The 15,413-nt window shown below is 65.6% G+C and carries 15 protein-coding genes; 9 read left to right on the top strand and 6 right to left on the bottom strand.

From position 1 onward, the window contains the following. The first annotated feature begins 7 nt into the window (after nucleotides 1-7). The 6 genes from hutH to LSQ66_RS18425 are packed head-to-tail and all read left to right on the top strand — an operon-like array spanning nucleotide 8 to nucleotide 7,098. Nucleotides 8-1,558, top strand: a complete 1,551-nt coding sequence (gene hutH, locus LSQ66_RS18450) for a histidine ammonia-lyase (protein ID WP_231766647.1) — start codon at nucleotides 8-10, stop codon at nucleotides 1,556-1,558. Nucleotides 1,559-1,570: 12 nt separating this feature from the next. Continuing rightward, nucleotides 1,571-2,359, top strand: coding sequence for an N-formylglutamate deformylase (gene hutG, locus LSQ66_RS18445; protein ID WP_231766646.1), 789 nt, complete (start codon nucleotides 1,571-1,573; stop codon nucleotides 2,357-2,359). Continuing rightward, entirely contained in the window at nucleotides 2,356-3,726 is a 1,371-nt protein-coding gene (locus LSQ66_RS18440) for a formimidoylglutamate deiminase (protein ID WP_231766645.1), read from the top strand. The genes hutG and LSQ66_RS18440 overlap by 4 nt, the downstream gene beginning before the upstream one ends. Next, complete coding sequence (locus LSQ66_RS18435; protein WP_231766644.1) at nucleotides 3,723-4,316, top strand: HutD/Ves family protein; 594 nt, start codon at nucleotides 3,723-3,725, stop codon at nucleotides 4,314-4,316. The genes LSQ66_RS18440 and LSQ66_RS18435 overlap by 4 nt, the downstream gene beginning before the upstream one ends. Further along, on the top strand, nucleotides 4,313-5,551 hold the full coding sequence (gene hutI, locus LSQ66_RS18430; protein WP_231766643.1) for an imidazolonepropionase: 1,239 nt from the start codon (nucleotides 4,313-4,315) through the stop codon (nucleotides 5,549-5,551). The genes LSQ66_RS18435 and hutI overlap by 4 nt, the downstream gene beginning before the upstream one ends. Nucleotides 5,552-5,556: 5 nt before the next feature. Next, on the top strand, nucleotides 5,557-7,098 hold the full coding sequence (locus LSQ66_RS18425) for an ABC transporter permease/substrate-binding protein (RefSeq protein WP_231770149.1): 1,542 nt from the start codon (nucleotides 5,557-5,559) through the stop codon (nucleotides 7,096-7,098). 115 nt (nucleotides 7,099-7,213) lie between these two features. Here the strand turns inward: LSQ66_RS18425 and LSQ66_RS18420 are convergent, their stop codons facing one another. The 3 genes from LSQ66_RS18420 to LSQ66_RS18410 form a co-directional block, all read right to left on the bottom strand. Beyond that, nucleotides 7,214-7,699, bottom strand: coding sequence for a GNAT family N-acetyltransferase (locus LSQ66_RS18420; RefSeq protein WP_231766642.1), 486 nt, complete (start codon nucleotides 7,697-7,699; stop codon nucleotides 7,214-7,216). Continuing rightward, nucleotides 7,696-8,640, bottom strand: coding sequence for a DMT family transporter (locus LSQ66_RS18415; protein WP_231766641.1), 945 nt, complete (start codon nucleotides 8,638-8,640; stop codon nucleotides 7,696-7,698). The genes LSQ66_RS18420 and LSQ66_RS18415 overlap by 4 nt, the downstream gene beginning before the upstream one ends. 267 nt (nucleotides 8,641-8,907) lie before the next feature. Continuing rightward, a complete protein-coding gene (locus tag LSQ66_RS18410) occupies nucleotides 8,908-9,345 on the bottom strand; it encodes an Mpo1 family 2-hydroxy fatty acid dioxygenase (RefSeq protein WP_231766640.1) in 438 nt (145 codons plus the stop codon). Between the two features lie 91 nt (nucleotides 9,346-9,436). Here LSQ66_RS18410 and LSQ66_RS18405 point away from each other — a divergent pair, with 91 nt between their 5' ends. Both LSQ66_RS18405 and LSQ66_RS18400 read left to right on the top strand, forming a co-directional pair. Then, on the top strand, nucleotides 9,437-9,967 hold the full coding sequence (locus LSQ66_RS18405) for a DNA-deoxyinosine glycosylase (RefSeq protein ID WP_231766639.1): 531 nt from the start codon (nucleotides 9,437-9,439) through the stop codon (nucleotides 9,965-9,967). Continuing rightward, nucleotides 9,960-10,790 (top strand): acyl-CoA thioester hydrolase/BAAT C-terminal domain-containing protein, encoded by an 831-nt coding sequence (locus tag LSQ66_RS18400; RefSeq protein ID WP_231766638.1) that lies wholly within the window; start codon nucleotides 9,960-9,962, stop codon nucleotides 10,788-10,790. The genes LSQ66_RS18405 and LSQ66_RS18400 overlap by 8 nt, the downstream gene beginning before the upstream one ends. Here the strand turns inward: LSQ66_RS18400 and LSQ66_RS18395 are convergent, their stop codons facing one another. After that, nucleotides 10,791-12,503 (bottom strand): M1 family metallopeptidase, encoded by a 1,713-nt coding sequence (locus LSQ66_RS18395; RefSeq protein ID WP_231766637.1) that lies wholly within the window; start codon nucleotides 12,501-12,503, stop codon nucleotides 10,791-10,793. It abuts the gene before it with no gap. A 176-nt stretch (nucleotides 12,504-12,679) separates the two neighbouring features. Continuing rightward, nucleotides 12,680-13,594, bottom strand: a complete 915-nt coding sequence (locus LSQ66_RS18390; RefSeq protein WP_231766636.1) for a LysR family transcriptional regulator — start codon at nucleotides 13,592-13,594, stop codon at nucleotides 12,680-12,682. An 89-nt stretch (nucleotides 13,595-13,683) separates the two neighbouring features. Here LSQ66_RS18390 and LSQ66_RS18385 point away from each other — a divergent pair, with 89 nt between their 5' ends. Continuing rightward, the gene (locus LSQ66_RS18385) at nucleotides 13,684-14,478 is read left to right on the top strand and encodes an isocitrate lyase/PEP mutase family protein (RefSeq protein ID WP_231766635.1); all 795 of its coding nucleotides are present in this window, start codon (nucleotides 13,684-13,686) and stop codon (nucleotides 14,476-14,478) included. 9 nt (nucleotides 14,479-14,487) lie between these two features. Here the strand turns inward: LSQ66_RS18385 and LSQ66_RS18380 are convergent, their stop codons facing one another. After that, entirely contained in the window at nucleotides 14,488-15,351 is an 864-nt protein-coding gene (locus LSQ66_RS18380; protein WP_231766634.1) for an alpha/beta hydrolase, read from the bottom strand. Nucleotides 15,352-15,413: the final 62 nt, after the last annotated feature.

The raw sequence follows: 15,413 nt of genomic DNA, 5'->3' as shown, positions 1-15,413 counted from the left end.
GCAGACGATGAAGCAGAACAAGAACGGATGGACCCTGAAGCCCGGCAAGATGACGCTGGGCGAACTGCGCGCCGCCTGGGGCGCGCACGCCAATGTGAGCCTGGCCGCCGAAGCCTGGCCGGTGATCGAAGCTTCCGCCCAGGCGGTGCAGGCTATTGTGGCCAAAGGCGATGCAGCCTACGGCATCAACACCGGGTTCGGGCTGCTGGCCAAGACCCGCATTCCGGACGACAAGCTGGAACAGCTGCAGCGCAACCTGATCCTCTCGCATTCCGTGGGCACGGGCGATCTGATGCCGGACCATGTGGTGCGCCTGCTCATGCTGATGAAGATCGGCAGCCTGGCGCGCGGCTACTCCGGCGTGCGTCCCGTTGTGATCGAAACGCTGATCGCCCTCTACAACGCCCGCATCATGCCTGCCGTCCCAGTCAAGGGCTCGGTGGGCGCATCGGGCGACCTGGCGCCGCTGGCTCACATGACGCTGGCGCTGCTGGGCGTGGGCGAGGTGCGCGTGAACGGTGAGCTGATGCAGGCGGCCGACGCGCTGAAGGCGGCGGGCATTGCGCCCGTGGTGCTCGCGGCAAAGGAAGGCCTGGCGCTGATCAACGGTACCCAGGCCTCGGCAGCCCTGGCCCTGCATGGCCTGTTCATGGCCGAACGCCTGCTGGAAGCCGGCATGGTGGCAGGCTCGCTCTCGCTGGATGCCGCCAAGGGCAGCGATTCGCCTTTCGACGCCCGCGTGCACGAAGCGCGCGGCCAGCCGGGCCAGATCGCCGCGGCATCCATCTACCGCCAGCTCGTGACGGGCAGCGCGATCCGCGCCTCCCACCTGGTGGGCGACGAACGCGTGCAGGACCCGTACTGCCTGCGCTGCCAGCCGCAAGTCATGGGCGCCTGCTGGGACCTGATCGGCAATGCCTCGCGCACCCTGCTGATCGAAGCCAATGCCGTCACCGACAATCCGCTGCTGTTCAACGACGGCGAGGTGCAGGTGGTTTCGGGCGGTAACTTCCACGCCGAGCCGGTCGCCTTCGCGGCGGACACGCTGGCTCTGGCCATCGCCGAAATCGGCAGCATTTCCGAGCGCCGCATCGCACTGCTGATCGACGCCACCCTTTCCGGCCTGCCGCCCTTCCTGGTGCGCGAACCTGGCGTCAACTCGGGCTTCATGATCGCCCACGTCACGGCTGCCGCGCTGGCATCGGAAAACAAGTCGCTGGCGCATCCCGCCAGCGTGGACACCATTCCCACCTCGGCCAACCAGGAAGACCATGTGAGCATGGCCACCTTCGCGGCGCGCCGTCTTGACGATATGGCGCACAATACGGCCACGATCGTCGGCATCGAACTGCTGGCCGCGGCGCAGGGCATCGATTTCCACCGCCCCCTGCGCACGGCGCCGCACCTGGAGCATGTGCATGCCCAGCTGCGCCAGAGAGTGCCGTTCTTCGATGCGGACCGCTTCTTCGCGCCCGACATCGAGGCTGCGAAGCAGATGGTAATGAAAGGTGAACTGAGCGCAAGCTGCAAGAGCCTGTTCACGCCGCTGCACCCGTAAGAAGGAGGAGCCATGGACTTCCAATTCAAGGCAGGCAGCCTGCCGCTGCTGGTGTCGATGCCGCACGCGGGCACCGACATTCCGGACGATATCGCCGCCAACATGACGCCTTGCGCGCAGGTGAAAGCCGATACCGACTGGCACCTGCCGGAACTGTATGGCTTCCTACAGGAGATGGGCGCCTCCACGCTGTCCGCGCGCTGGTCGCGCTATGTGATCGACCTGAACCGGCCGCCGGAAAACACCAATCTCTATCCCGGCCAGGACACCACGGCGCTGTGCCCCGTCGATACCTTCGGCCGCGAGCGGCTTTACCTGCCGGGCAAGGCTCCGAGCGAGGCCGAGGTGCAGCGCCGCCTGGCGACGTACTGGGAACCCTACCATCTTCAGCTGCGTGAAGAGCTGGACCGCCTGCTGGCGCTGCACGGCCGCGTCGTGCTGTGGGAGGCGCATTCCATCGCCTCCGTCGTGCCGCGCTTCTTCGATGGCAAGCTGCCGGACCTGAACTTCGGCACGGCCAACGGCGCCAGCTGCGATCCGGGCCTGAGCGACGCGGTGACGGGGCAGGCGAAGGATGACGGCCGCTACACCATCGCCATCAACGGCCGCTTCAAGGGCGGGCACATCACCCGCTTCTACGGCAAGCCGGAGCAGGGCGTGCATGCGATACAGCTCGAAATGTGCCAGTGCACCTACATGGACGAAACGGAGCCCTTCGCCTACCGCCCCGACCTGGCCGAACAGGTGCAGCCACTGCTGCGCCGCATGACGCAGGCGGCGGCCGACTGGGCGCGCGCATGACGTCCAAGGCGCTGTTTGCGCACAGCGCCCTGCTGGCCGACGGCTGGCATGAGGGCGTGCTGCTGCAGTGGGACGACGCAGGGAACCTGACCTCGGTGCAGGCTTCGGAGGCTCCGCAAGGCGTACCGCAGGCGCGCTTCGTCATGCCCGGCATGGTGAACCTGCATTCGCATGCCTTCCAGCGTGCCCTGAGCGGCATGACGGAGCAGGCGGGCGACAGTCCGGACAGCTTCTGGACCTGGCGCGACCTGATGTACCGCTTCGCGCGCAGGATCACTCCTGAGCAGATGAGCGCCATCGCCGCGCAGCTGTACAGCGAATGCCTGCGGCATGGCTATACCTCCGTCTGCGAGTTCCATTACGTTCACCGCGCGCCGGACGGGAACCTCTATGCGCGCGCCGCCGAAACCGCGCTGCACGTGGCCGACGCGGCACGCTACACGGGCATCGGCATGACCATGCTTCCCGTCCTGTACAGCTATTCGGGTTTCGGCGAGGCGCCGCTCAAGCCCGAGCAGGGCCGTTTCCGCAGCAGCGTTGACGACATCCTGCGCATTATCGGCGAACTCGATGCGCAGCGCGGCCCCCAGCTGGAAGTGGGCCTGGCGCCGCACTCCCTGCGCGCCGCATCCGTGCAGCAGATCAGGGAAGCGCTGGCGGGCCTGCCTGTGCAGCGTCCCGTGCATATCCATATCGCGGAGCAGCAGGGGGAAGTGAAGCAGTCCCTCGACTTCAGCGCACGCAGGCCGGTGCAGTATCTGTACGACCACGTCGAGGTGGACCAGCGCTGGTGCCTGGTGCACGCCACCCATCTCTCCGAAGACGAGATCTCCGCGATAGCCCGCAGCGGCGCCGTGGCGGGCCTGTGCCCCACCACCGAGGCCAATCTGGGTGACGGCATCTTCCCGCTGGAACCTTTCCTGGCCCAGGGCGGCGTTTTCGGCGTGGGAAGCGACAGCCACGTGTCGCAAAGCCCGGTGGAAGAACTGCGCTGGCTCGAATACGGGCAGCGCCTCAGCCAGCAGCGCCGCAATATCGCGGTATCCCCGAAGCAGCGCAAGGTGGGCGATTTCCTGTGGCAGGCCGCGCTTCGGGGCGGCGCGCAGGCATCCGGCCGCCCGGTGGGCGAGCTGGCCCCGGGGAAGCGGGCGGACCTGCTGGTTCTGGATGAGCAGCATCCCAACCTGCATGGCCTGGCCCCTGCCGACGTATTGAGCACCCTTGTTTTCAGTGGAAATGATAATCTAGTGCGCGACGTGATGGTCGGCGGCCGCTGGGTGGTGCGCGACCGGGAGCATGTGGCGCAACCGGCCATCGCCGCTCGCTTCAGACAGACGCTGGCCGAACTGCGCGAGCTACGATCATGACCCGACTGATTCAGTACGCAAGCCTGCACCCAACGCCCTGGAAGAACGGCGGCGGTTCCACCACGGAACTGATTGTTTGCCCGCCCGGCGCCACCTTCGACGATTTTGAATGGCGCGTCAGCATCGCCACCATCACGCAGAGCGGGCCTTTCTCTGTCTTCCCCGGTATCGACCGCACCCTTACCCTGATCGAAGGCCCGGGAGTGGTTCTCGACGTGGGCAACGAAAGGCAGGTTGCCCTCAGCGAGCGCGAACCGATGGTCGCTTTCCCCGGGGAGACTGCCGTCACCGCCACGGTGGACGGCGCGGCCACCACCGACTTCAATGTGATGACCCGGCGCAGCTGCTGCACCCACCAGCTCGAGCGGCGCGTGGTGCGTGATTTTTCGACGCTGGAGCGTCGCAGCGACTGCACGGTGATCTTCCTCGCGGAAGGCGAAAGCATGGCCGTCTTCAGCGGCAGCGAGCGTATTGCCATGGTGCGCTATGATGCGGTGGTATTGGACAAGGAAGAAGTCTGGACGCTCGAGGCGGGCCAGGCGACAGTCTTCATTGTCGACATCATCCGCAACGAGGACAAGGAAACATGACGCAACGCTGGGATCTGTTGATCCGCAACGTGAATCTCGCCACCATGTGTGGCGGCTACGGAGAGCTGCGCGACGCGGCGATTGCCGTCAGCAATGGCCGCATCGCCTGGCTCGGGCCCGACGCGGACGCGGCGCAGCATGGCACGGCCTACGACACGCGCGATGCCGCGCGCTGCTGGCTGACTCCCGGCCTCATCGACTGCCACACTCATATTGTCCACGCAGGCAACCGCAGCGACGAATTCGAGGCGCGCCTCAACGGCGCAACATACGAAGACATTGCGAAGGCTGGCGGCGGCATCATGTCCACCGTGCGCGCAACGCGCGCCGCGAGCGAGGAAGAGCTGCTGCGCCAAAGCCTGCCGCGCATTGGGAGCCTGCTGGCCGAAGGCGTCACCACGCTGGAGATCAAGTCTGGCTACGGCCTGTCGCTGGAGGCGGAGGCAAAGATGCTGCGCACGGCGCGCCGCGTCGGCGGCCTGCTTCCCGTGCGCGTGTCCGCCACCTTCCTCGGCGCGCACGCGCTGCCGCCGGAATATGCCGGACGGGCGGACGACTACGTGGACGCCGTCTGCGCCATGATCCCCAAGCTCGCCGCCGATGGCCTGATGGACGCGGTGGACGCATTCTGCGAACGCATCGGCTTCACCAACGAACAGACCGAGCGCATATTCCGCGCGGCAAAGGAGCAGGGCCTGCCTGTCAAGCTCCATGCCGAACAGCTTTCCGACCAGCGCGGCGCGGAACTGGTGGCGCGCTACGGCGGTCTCTCGGCGGACCACCTCGAACACCTGAGCGCCGCGGGCATCGATGCGATGCGGCAGGCGGGAACGGTCGCCGTTCTGCTGCCGGGGGCCTACTACTTTCTGCGCGACACCACGCCGCCGCCCATTGCGGCGCTGCGGGAGGCGGGCGTGCCGATGGCCGTGGCCACGGACAACAATCCCGGCACCTCGCCCATGGCGTCCCTGCTTCTGGCCATGAACATGGTGTGCACCCTGTGGCGCCTGACGCCCCTCGAGGCGCTCACCGGCTGCACGGTGAACGCTGCACGCGCCCTCGGCCTGCAGGACGACATCGGCACGCTGGAAGTAGGCAAACGCGCCGACTTCGCCCTGTGGCAGATCGCCCGGCCCGCGGACCTGTCCTACGCCTTCGGCTTCAATCCCTGCAAGGCGGTGGTCAACAATGGTTTGTGGCGCAATCCCGTCGTTCCGGTGACAGGACGCCAGTGAGGGCGGTGTGGATCTGGCTGGCCGCCAGCCTCTTCTCCCTGAATGCCTGTGCCGACGAGGGCACGCTGCGCGTTGGCTCCAAGCGCTTTACCGAGTCCTATATCCTCGGCGAGATCATCGCGCAAACGGCGGCCCCGCATGTGAACACGGAGCATAGGCAGGGGCTGGGCAATACCGCCATCGTGCTCGAAGCGCTGAAGTCGGGCAGCATCGACATCTATCCTGAATACCTGGGCACCATCGACCAGGAAATCCTGAAGAACGACAAGCCTGGCACGCTGGAGGACATGCGCCGCGCGCTGGCGCCGCTGGGGCTTGGCGTAGCCGTGCGGCTCGGCTTCAACAACAGCTACGCGCTGGCGGTGCGCGGCGACATGCCGCTAATGTCAATCGCCGATCTGGCTGCGCGCAAGGAACTCAAGTTCGGCCTGTCGCATGAATTCATCGGCCGGGCGGACGGCTGGCCGGGCCTCGCACGCCGCTACGGGCTGCCACAGCAGCCGAAGGGGCTCGATCACGGCATCGCTTACGAAGCGCTGGCGCAGAAGGAGGTGGATGTCATCGACATCTATTCGACCGATGCCAAGATCGCCGAATACGGCTTGCGCGTGCTGGCCGACGACAAGGCCTACTTCCCGCGCTACGATGCCGTGCTTCTTTATCGCCTCGATCTGCCGCAGCGCTTTCCCCAGGCGTGGCAGGCCTTGCAGCGGCTTGAGGGGCGCATCGGCGAGAAGGACATGATTGCAATGAACGCGGCGGCGGAATTGCGGGGGCAGGCATTTGCGGCAATCGCCTCACAATGGATCAGGCGCGTCCCGGAAGCCGCTGACCGTGACCGGTTGCGGACTGGGACACCGGGGACAGACCCCGTCCGGGGTCTGTCCCCTGCGGCGGCGGAGAGTTCGCTGCTCGCGAGGATATTCGCGCCGGACCTGTGGCCTCTCACGCGGCAGCACCTCGCGCTGGTGGGAATCTCGGTGGCCATCGCCTGCGCCATCGGCATACCCCTCGGCGTGCTGGCCGCCTTCGCGGCGCCGCTGCGCCAGCCCGTGCTCGCCGCAACCGGCGTGCTGCAGACCATTCCCTCGCTGGCGCTGCTGGCCATGCTGATCCCCTTGCTCGGCGCCATCGGCACGCTGCCCGCGCTGGTGGCCCTGACGACCTACGCCCTGCTGCCCATCGTGCGCAACACCTGCACCGGCATCGCGGGCGTACCGGCCGGCCTGCGCGATGCGGCGCGGGCATTGGGCCTGAGCTGGCGCCAGCGCCTGGTGCACGTGGAACTGCCCCTGGCCATGCCGGTCATCCTGGCAGGGGTGAAGACGGCCGCCGTGATGAGTGTCGGCACGGCAACGATCGCGGCCTTTATCGGCGCGGGCGGCTACGGGGAGAGAATTACGACGGGCCTGGCCCTCAACGACAAGCAGCTGCTGCTGGCCGGCGCCCTGCCCGCCGCGGTGCTGGCACTGCTCACGCAGGCTGTTTTCGAGTTGGCCGAACGATGGATATGTAAGCAACCATCGAGTATCGGTAAGATTTTGTAAAGCCCGGTTGTTTCAGCCGGGCAGGGGACTATAGTGAAACTGTTGATTCATCTCCCCTCCCAACTGACAACTGGGTTCGAGCCCACGCCGCAAATTGCCGCGTGGGATCTTTTTTTCAGGCGGCGGCCAGCGCGTCCAGTGCGTCGCCCGTCACGCGGCAGATGCGCCAGTCCGGCATCACCACCGCGCCCATCTTCTCGTAGAAGTTGATGGCGTTCTCGTTCCAGTCCAGCACGGACCATTCGAAACGGCCGCACCCCCGCTCCACGGCCAGCTTCGCCAGGGCCACCAGCATGTCCTTGCCATAGCCCTTGCTGCGGCGGTTCTGCTTCACATACAGGTCTTCGAGATACAGCCCCTTCTTGCAGAGGAAGGTGGAGAAGTTGTGGAAGAAGAGGGCGAAGGTCACCACCTCGCCGTTCTCTTCCTCTCCCACGATGGCTTCACAAGGCGGGCGAGGGCCGAACAGCGCGTCCAGCAGCATCGCCTCATTGGCCACGACCATATGCTCGAGTTTCTCGAACACGGCCAGTTCGTAAATCATGCCAAAGATATGCGGCACGTCGTCGGGACGCGCGGGACGGATGTTCAACTTGCTCATGATGCTTTCTTCAGTGGTTCAGGGAGGGACGATTCGGTGGATACCGGCTTGAGCGCCGGCGCGCGCAGGGCCCACGCCACGCTTGTCAGGCAGAGCAGCATGCCAACGCATTCCACGAGGCCGGGGCGGAAATGTTCGAGGCGGATCGACAGCAGCACGGCGATCACGGGCGTCACCACGCCGATGTACACGGCCTTCTGGCTGCCGATGCGATCGATCAGCGTGAAATAGCAGGCGAAGGCGATCACGGAGCCGAACAGGGACAGGTACAGTAATCCTGCCCAGTACTTCGGCGCCGTGGGCAGCACGAAACTCTGGCCGCTCACGACGACCCAGCTGGCGATCAGCAAGGTGCCCCAGAGCATGCCCCACGCCATGGTGAGCAGCACATTCGCTTCATTCTGGCGCACCTTCACCACCAGCACATTGCCCATCGAGCTGGCGACGGTGGCGCACAGGCCGAGTGCCAGGCCGAGCAGGAAGTGGCCCTGGCCGCCCCGCTGGATATCGTGCAGGGCCTGGCCGATGGACTGGTAGAACAGCAGCACCACGCCGCAGATGGCCACGCTGCCGCCCGCCCAGATGCGCCAGGTCAGCGCCGTGCCGAACACCAGGCGCATCAGGATCGGGTTCCAGAACACCATGAGTGCGAACAGCACACCGACCAGCGCCGACACCAGGTACTGCTCGGCCGAGTAGGTGCAGATATAGCTCAGGCCGAAGGTAGCGCAGCCCTGCAGGATGGTCCAGCGCTGGGCCGGCCATGCCAGGCGCAGGCGGTCGCCGCGCGCTGCGCACCAGGCGAACAGCACGGCCGAGGACAGGGCAAAGCGGTAAACGACGGAGACGGCAGGGGGCGCCTCGCCCAGCTGCAGGGTAATGGCCCAGAAGGTGGAACCCCAGATGAGGCATGCGGTGATGAAGAGAAGAGGAGAGGGCATCGGGCAAGTATACGCGCTTCTTCTTCAGCTTGCCGAGGGGACAGGTTTTGTTGCGGCGATGCCGCTGGCGCGGGGAAGGCCGTGCGTCCGCCGCGCGGCAGGCGTATTATGGAAAGACTAAGTACGCGTTCGGGGTTGGCAATGCAAAGGTCGTTGCAAGTCAAGGTTTGGACCGTGGTCGGCTATGTCGCCGCCATGCTCGGTGTGCTCGTCATCTTCGACGTGCTGCCCTCGCATCTCCTGCCGCGCGTGCCCGGGCTGAGCTGATCAGTAAGCCCAGCGCAGGCGCCGGTACAGGAAGCTCAGCACAAACAGCGGTCCGATCAGCAGGAAGCGCAGGTCATCGAAGAATGACGGCTTCTTGCCCTCGATCTTGTGTCCAATGAACTGCCCGGCCCAGGCCAGCACGAAAATCGCCAAGCTGAGCGGCAGCACGGCGATGGGCGGCAATGCCGCGAGCACGCCCAGCATCACCATGGACATCAGCAGCATCCCCTTGGCGAAGGGCACGGACAGGCGGAAGTAGTACACCATGGCCGCCGCTGCGGCGACGGCCGCCAGCAGCGGATGCAGGGCCCACAGCAGCCCCAGCAGCGAAAACACGATCAGCGGCACGCAGACGATGTGAATCAATTCGTTGGCGGGATCACGGTGGCTCTCCGCATACTGCGCCAGCAGCTCGTGGATGGTACGTTGGTCGCTCATGGGCACTCCGGTATTGTTGGCAAAGCGCTACCGTTTGATTCTACTCCCAAACACCGGCCGCCGATGCACGGCTTCGCTTAGAATGCCGTGGATGAGCCCTTCCACCGACCTCCGCAAGCGCTGTTTCGCCCCCGTGGTGGACGAGCGCACCCGCCTGCTCATCCTGGGCAGCCTGCCCAGCGAAAAATCGCTGGCGGTGCAGCAGTACTACGGCAACCGCCAGAACAAGTTCTGGGCCTTGATGTCCGGGGTGATCGGCGTGGAACTTGTTCCCCTCGACTACGAAAACCGTCTGCGAACCCTCCTCCAGCATGGCGTCGGCCTCTGGGACGTGGTGGCCCAAGCGCACCGCCCGGGGAGCCTGGACAGCAGCATCCGCGACCGCGACGACAATGATCTGCCGGGCTTGCTGGCGCGGTTTCCGGATATCGAGGCGTTAGCCTTCAACGGTGGCACGGCGCACGCGCTCGGCCTGAAGGTGCTGGGCGAGCATGCTTCGCGCTACCGCATCTTCAACCTCCCATCGAGCAGCCCCGCTTACACGCTGGCCTATGCGCAAAAACGTGAGGTGTGGTCGGCCTTGAGTCACGTACTGAATTCGAAAAGGAAGATACATGCTTAGAAAACTGGCCTTTGCCGTAGCGATTGTTCTCGGTTGCGCGAAGGCGCAAGCGGAGACCTGCAGTTACAAGATCGAGAAGGTCGCCTATAAAAATCTGGTGGCGAATCTCTATCTGCCGCAGGCGGACCGCAAGCTCCCGGCCGTGATGGCCTTCGGCGGTTCCGAGGGCGGTTTATCGACCGGGAATTCGAGCGGCGAGATGCTGGCCCCGCATTGCATCGCAGTGCTGGCGCTGGCCTACTTCAAGGAGGCGGGGCTCCCGATGACCCTCGACCAGATTCCGCTCGAGTATTTTATCGACGCGCTGGACTATGTCTCCCAGGCGCCGGGCGTGGATGCTGCGCGCATCGGCATTGTGTCGGGCTCGCGCGGAAGTGAAGCTGCCTTTCTCGTTGCCAGCATGGATGCGCGGATCAAGTCCGTGGTGGCTGCAACGCCGAGCGAAGTGCCCTGGTATGGCCGGACGATGCCAAGGTCGGCCTGGACCTATCGCGGAAAGGACATTCCCGCTCTGTCACTGGATGACGACCAATCGCTGCCGCTGGCCCGGCGATTCGAAATGGCGCTGGACAAGGTCGGCGAGTGGTCCGGCTACCGGATTCCTGTAGAACGGATCAACGGTCCCATCTTCCTCATCTCGGCCAGGAACGATGAAATCTGGCCGAGCACGCGCATGTCGGAGGATATCGTCAACTACCTGAACACAAAGGGATTCAAATTCCCGGTGCGGCACGAAGCCTGGCCGACCGGGCACGGATTCAGCAAGGAAGCTGCACCGGGTATCAGGCAATCGGTCGTGGAGCAGTTCCTTCGCACGCTGTAATCAGGACGCCTTGGCCTTCTTCTGCTTGCGCTCCTTCTCGTAGCGCTGCCATTCCTCGAACTGCGCCTCGTGGCGCAGCACGCGGGAGTTGGGATCGATGGTATACAGGGCCCCAGCGGGCAGGCTGATCTCGCCTTTGCCGTCGGCCATCGCCAGCCGCTCGATACGGCCGTTGATGCGCACTTCGATTGGCATCGGGAAGGCAGCGCCGTTCTTCAGCTTCCAGCTCAGTTGGAGCTTGCCGTCCTTGCGCTCCTCCACTAGTTCCGGCAGCGCGGCCTGGTACAGGTAGGCGTCGAAGAACCAGCCCAGGTCGCGGCCGCTCACTTCCTTGACGATGGCGATGAACTCCTTGCTGCTGCTGTAGCGCGGCTGGAAATTGCCGGGGCGCGGCGTTTCGGTGCCGTAGACCATGCGGCGCGTGGCGCGGAAGAAGGCATCGTCGCCGATCAGGTTGCGCAGGGTGTGCAGCACGAGCGAGCCCTTGACGTAGATGTCCAGGCCAGGGCCGCCGCGTTCGTCCTTGTAGACGTCTTCGATGCGCATCGGCTTGCCGCTGACGATGGGAGCCTTGTTGGCGATCTGCTTGCGCTGGTTGAACAGCTCCGAATGGAAGGCCGCCTCGCCGCGCATGTGCTGCAGGTAGAGCGGCTGCATATAGCTGCCGAAGCCTTCGTGCAGCCACATATCGTCCCAGTCCGCGTTGGTCATCTGGTTGCCGAACCACTCGTGGGAGAGTTCATGGTGCAGCAGCCAGTCGTACCCCAGGGGCGACTTGGCATAGCCGTTGCCGTAGGCGTTGATGGTCTGGTGCTCCATGCCCAGGTGCGGCGTTTCGACCACGCCCATCTTCTCGTCGCCGAAGGGATAGGGGCCGATATAGCTTTCGAAGAAGGCCAGCATCGGCGCGAACTCCTCGAACAGCCCCGCAGCCTTTTTGTCATGGCCTTTCAGATACCACATGCGCAGCGGGATCTTGTTGCCGTATCGGCTGTCGTACTCGCCGGACAGCATTTCATAAGGGCCGATATTGAGGGAGATGCCATAGGTGCTCGGGTTCTTCGCGCGCCAGTGATAGGTGCGCCAGCCGTCCTTCTCGTCCATGCCTGCGGAGATGCCGTTCCCGGCCGCCACCAGAGGCGCGGGGACGGTGACGTGCATATCGATCTGTTTCGGTTTGCCTTGCGGATGGTCGATGCAGGGCAGGATCAGGTCGCAGCCCTCGCCTTCGACGGCGGTGGCGATCCATGGCAGGCCGTCCTCCGTTTTGCTCCATACGAAGCCGCCATCCCAGGGCGCGCGCTTGGCCACGTGCGGCACGCCGCTGTAGCGGATGCGGACGGTGGTGCTGGCGCCCGCTGCGAGCGGCGAGGGCAGAGTGAGATACAGACGGCCTTCCTCGTTGCTGATGGCCGATGGAGCAAGCGCCACGCCATCCACGCTCGCGAAGCTGACGGGCAGGTTGCGGTCCAGTTCGACGGCGATGCGCGAGACCGGCGCGGTGGCCAGGAAGGTCAGGGCAGCATCCCCGGCAATGCTTTTGGTGGCAGGATCGACGCGCAGCGCGAGATCCACTTTTTCGAAGCTCAGCGCCAGCTGTTCAGGCGAGCGGGCGGAGCCGGAATTGGCGGTGAAATCGGTCAGCGGCGGCTGGGTCGCGGCGCAGCCAGCGAGCACGGCGCCGGCGGCGAGGATAAGAGGAAGGCGTGTCATATTGTCCCGAAGGGTTATAAATTCTCGCAGCAATATAGCAGCTACGGCTAAGCCCCTGTCCACTTCTGGTGCCAGGGAAGAAAAGTGGACACGACCTCGGCCCTAGCCATGCTACGGCTGCGCTTGTGTCCACTTTTCTTCCCTGGCACCAGAGTTGGACACGAACTGGGCTGTGGTCAGGGGAGGTAGGGGGAGAGCTCGGGGGCGGTGCGCCAGCGGGCGGTGAGGAAGTCGAGGAAGGCGCGGGCGGCGGGGCCGGGCGGCTGGGAGGGGCGGACGCAGTAGACGCCGGTTTCGCGGCCCGTCCATTCGGGCAGCACCTGCACCAGCTCGCCCTGCAGGATGGAGGCGGACATCGTGACCGCGGAGTGGAAGGCAATGCCGTGGCCGTCCAGGCAGAAGCGGTGGACCGCGTCCCCGTTGTCGGCCCGCAGGCGGCTGCGGGGACGGATGGTGCGTTCGCCACCCGCGCCCACGAGGCGCCAGTTCTCGCCGTCGTGGCTTGCCGTGGACACGAGGCAGCGGTGCTCTTTCAGTTCGTCCACCGTGGGGGGCGTGCCATGCTGCGCGAGATACTGCGGCGATGCGACGAGGATGCGCCGGTTGCGCAACAGCTTGCGCGCCAGCAGGTTGGAGTCGTCCATCTGCCCGATGCGGATCGCCAGCGTCAGGCCTTCGCCCACAATGTCCACGTAGCGGTCGGTCATGATGAGGTCGAGCTGGACGTCGGGGTAGGTTTGCATGAAGGCCGACAAATGCGGCACCACATGCTGCCGCCCGAACACGAGCGGCGCACTGAGCTTGAGTATGCCGCGCGGCAGTTCCTGCTCGTCCCTGATGCGCTCCCACGCGCCCCGCAGCTGTTCGAGCGCCGCGCTGCATTCGGCGAAATAGCGCTGCCCGGCCTCCGTCAGCGACATGGCCCGCGTGGTGCGCGCGATCAGCACCACGCCCAGATGCCGCTCGAGCGTCTTCACCAGACGGCTGACGGAGGAGGCGGTCATGCCCAGCTCCTCCGCCGCGCGCACGAAGCTCTGGCGCTCGGCGACGGCGACAAAGGCGCGGACCAGGTTCAGGGAAGGCGCTTCCATTGCTTCCTCGGTGGAATGAATGTGTGTCGATTGTAGCTATTATCGTCGCAAAGCGCCGTGCATAAAATGGACTTTTTCACGGAGCCGCCATGAACAGCCCTTTCCACTCCCTGCACCTGCAGGCCACACCCATTGTCCTGCCGAACGCCTGGGACGCGGGCAGCGCGCGCGCCATCGCCGCCGCTGGCGCGCAGGCCATCGCCACCACCAGCGCGGGCGTCGCCTGGTCGCTGGGCTACCGCGATGGCGATGTGCTGCCCCTGCAGGAACACCTGGCCGCCGTGCGGCGCATCCGGCGCGTGGTGGACATTCCGCTCAGTGTGGACATCGAAGGCGGCTATGCGGACGATGCCGCCACCGTCGGCGATAACGTGGCGCGCTTCATGGAAGCCGGTGCGGTGGGTATCAATATCCAGGACGGGAGCGGCGAGCCCGCGGCGCTGTGCCGCAAGATCGAGGCGGCGCGTAAGGCTGCCGAAAGCGCGGCCCTTCCCTTGTACATCAACGTGCGCACCGACGTGTATGCGCGCAAGCTTGCGCCGCCGGGCGAGTACGTTGCGGAGGTGCTGAGGCGCGCCAGGGACTACCGCGAGGCGGGTGCGGACGGCATCTTCGCCCTCGGCGCTTCCGAGCCGGAGGAGATCCGGGCCATCGCCGGGGGCACTCCGCTGTTGCTGAATGTCGTGGCATGGCCGGGCCTTGCGCCAGCCGCGCAGCTTGCGGCCCTGGGTGTGCGCCGCATCAGCGCCGGCTCCTGGCTGCCGCAGACGATGTGGGCCCATACCTCCGTCATGGCGCGCGCCTTCCTCGCGGACGGACGGTCGGAGCCGCTGCTGGCCCATGCCGCGTCCTACGCGGAGGTGAACGCCAGCTTCGGAGTTTGAGTACGAAGATCAGGCTGCGCTGGGGGCCAGCTCTTCCAGCACCGGCGGCGCGAACTGCGAAGTGAGGAAGCGGGCGATGCGCTGCTGGGTTTCCGGCAGATAGGGAATGTTCATGTGGTCCGAGTCCGGAATGGTCTCGTCCAGGCGCACGCTGGTCAGCTGGGACACCAGCTGGTCGGTGTGCGAATGCGGCACGATGTCGTCGCTGGCGGCGCGCAGGATATAGGTGGGCGCCTTGAGCAGCGAGGCGTATTTCACCGACTCGAAGCGGTGCTTCAGCACGAAGCTCACCGGCACGCCCCGGAAGCGGCGCTGCGCGATGGCGAGAATGGAGTCGTAAGGCGTGATCAGCACCATGGCGCTCGCGGGACGCTCCTTCGCCACCTGCACCGCCACGCCGGAGCCGAGGCTGCGGCCGACGACGGCAATGCGCGTCTTGTCCACATTGCGGCGGCTGCACAGCCAGTCGAAGAGCATGCAGCCGTCTTCCACCATGTGTTCTTCTCCCGGAATGCCGCGCGAATCGCCGTAGCCGCGGTAGTTCATGGCCAGCACAGTCATGCCGGGGAAGAGGGTGCCCGCGTCGCGCGCCACCCACGACACTTCTTCCGAACGTCCGCCAAAATACAGCACCGCCGGATGCGGCCCCGGTTCCCGAGGCGTCATGAGCCAGCCCGCCAGCCGCGTGCCGTCGTTCGCGCGCAGGACAACGGCGCGCGTGCGGTGGCCTGCGCTGCGCGGGCTCTGGACTTCGCGGATCAACGTGGGATTGAACAGCAGGCGGCGCTGCCCGGCCGCCATGACGGAAACAGCACTGGCCCACAGGAAGCCCGCCACGCCCGCCACAAGGGCCATTTTCCTGGAATTATTCATGGCTCCAGTCTAACGGCAAACGCAACAGGGCAGCGCCCGATGCGCCAACCCTGTTGCATTTT

Source organism: Massilia endophytica (genome assembly GCF_021165955.1).
In the GTDB taxonomy this organism is placed as follows: domain Bacteria; phylum Pseudomonadota; class Gammaproteobacteria; order Burkholderiales; family Burkholderiaceae_D; genus Rugamonas; species Rugamonas endophytica.
Note: the sequence above shows the minus strand (reverse complement) of the source record. Positions and strands in the feature narration are given on the sequence as shown.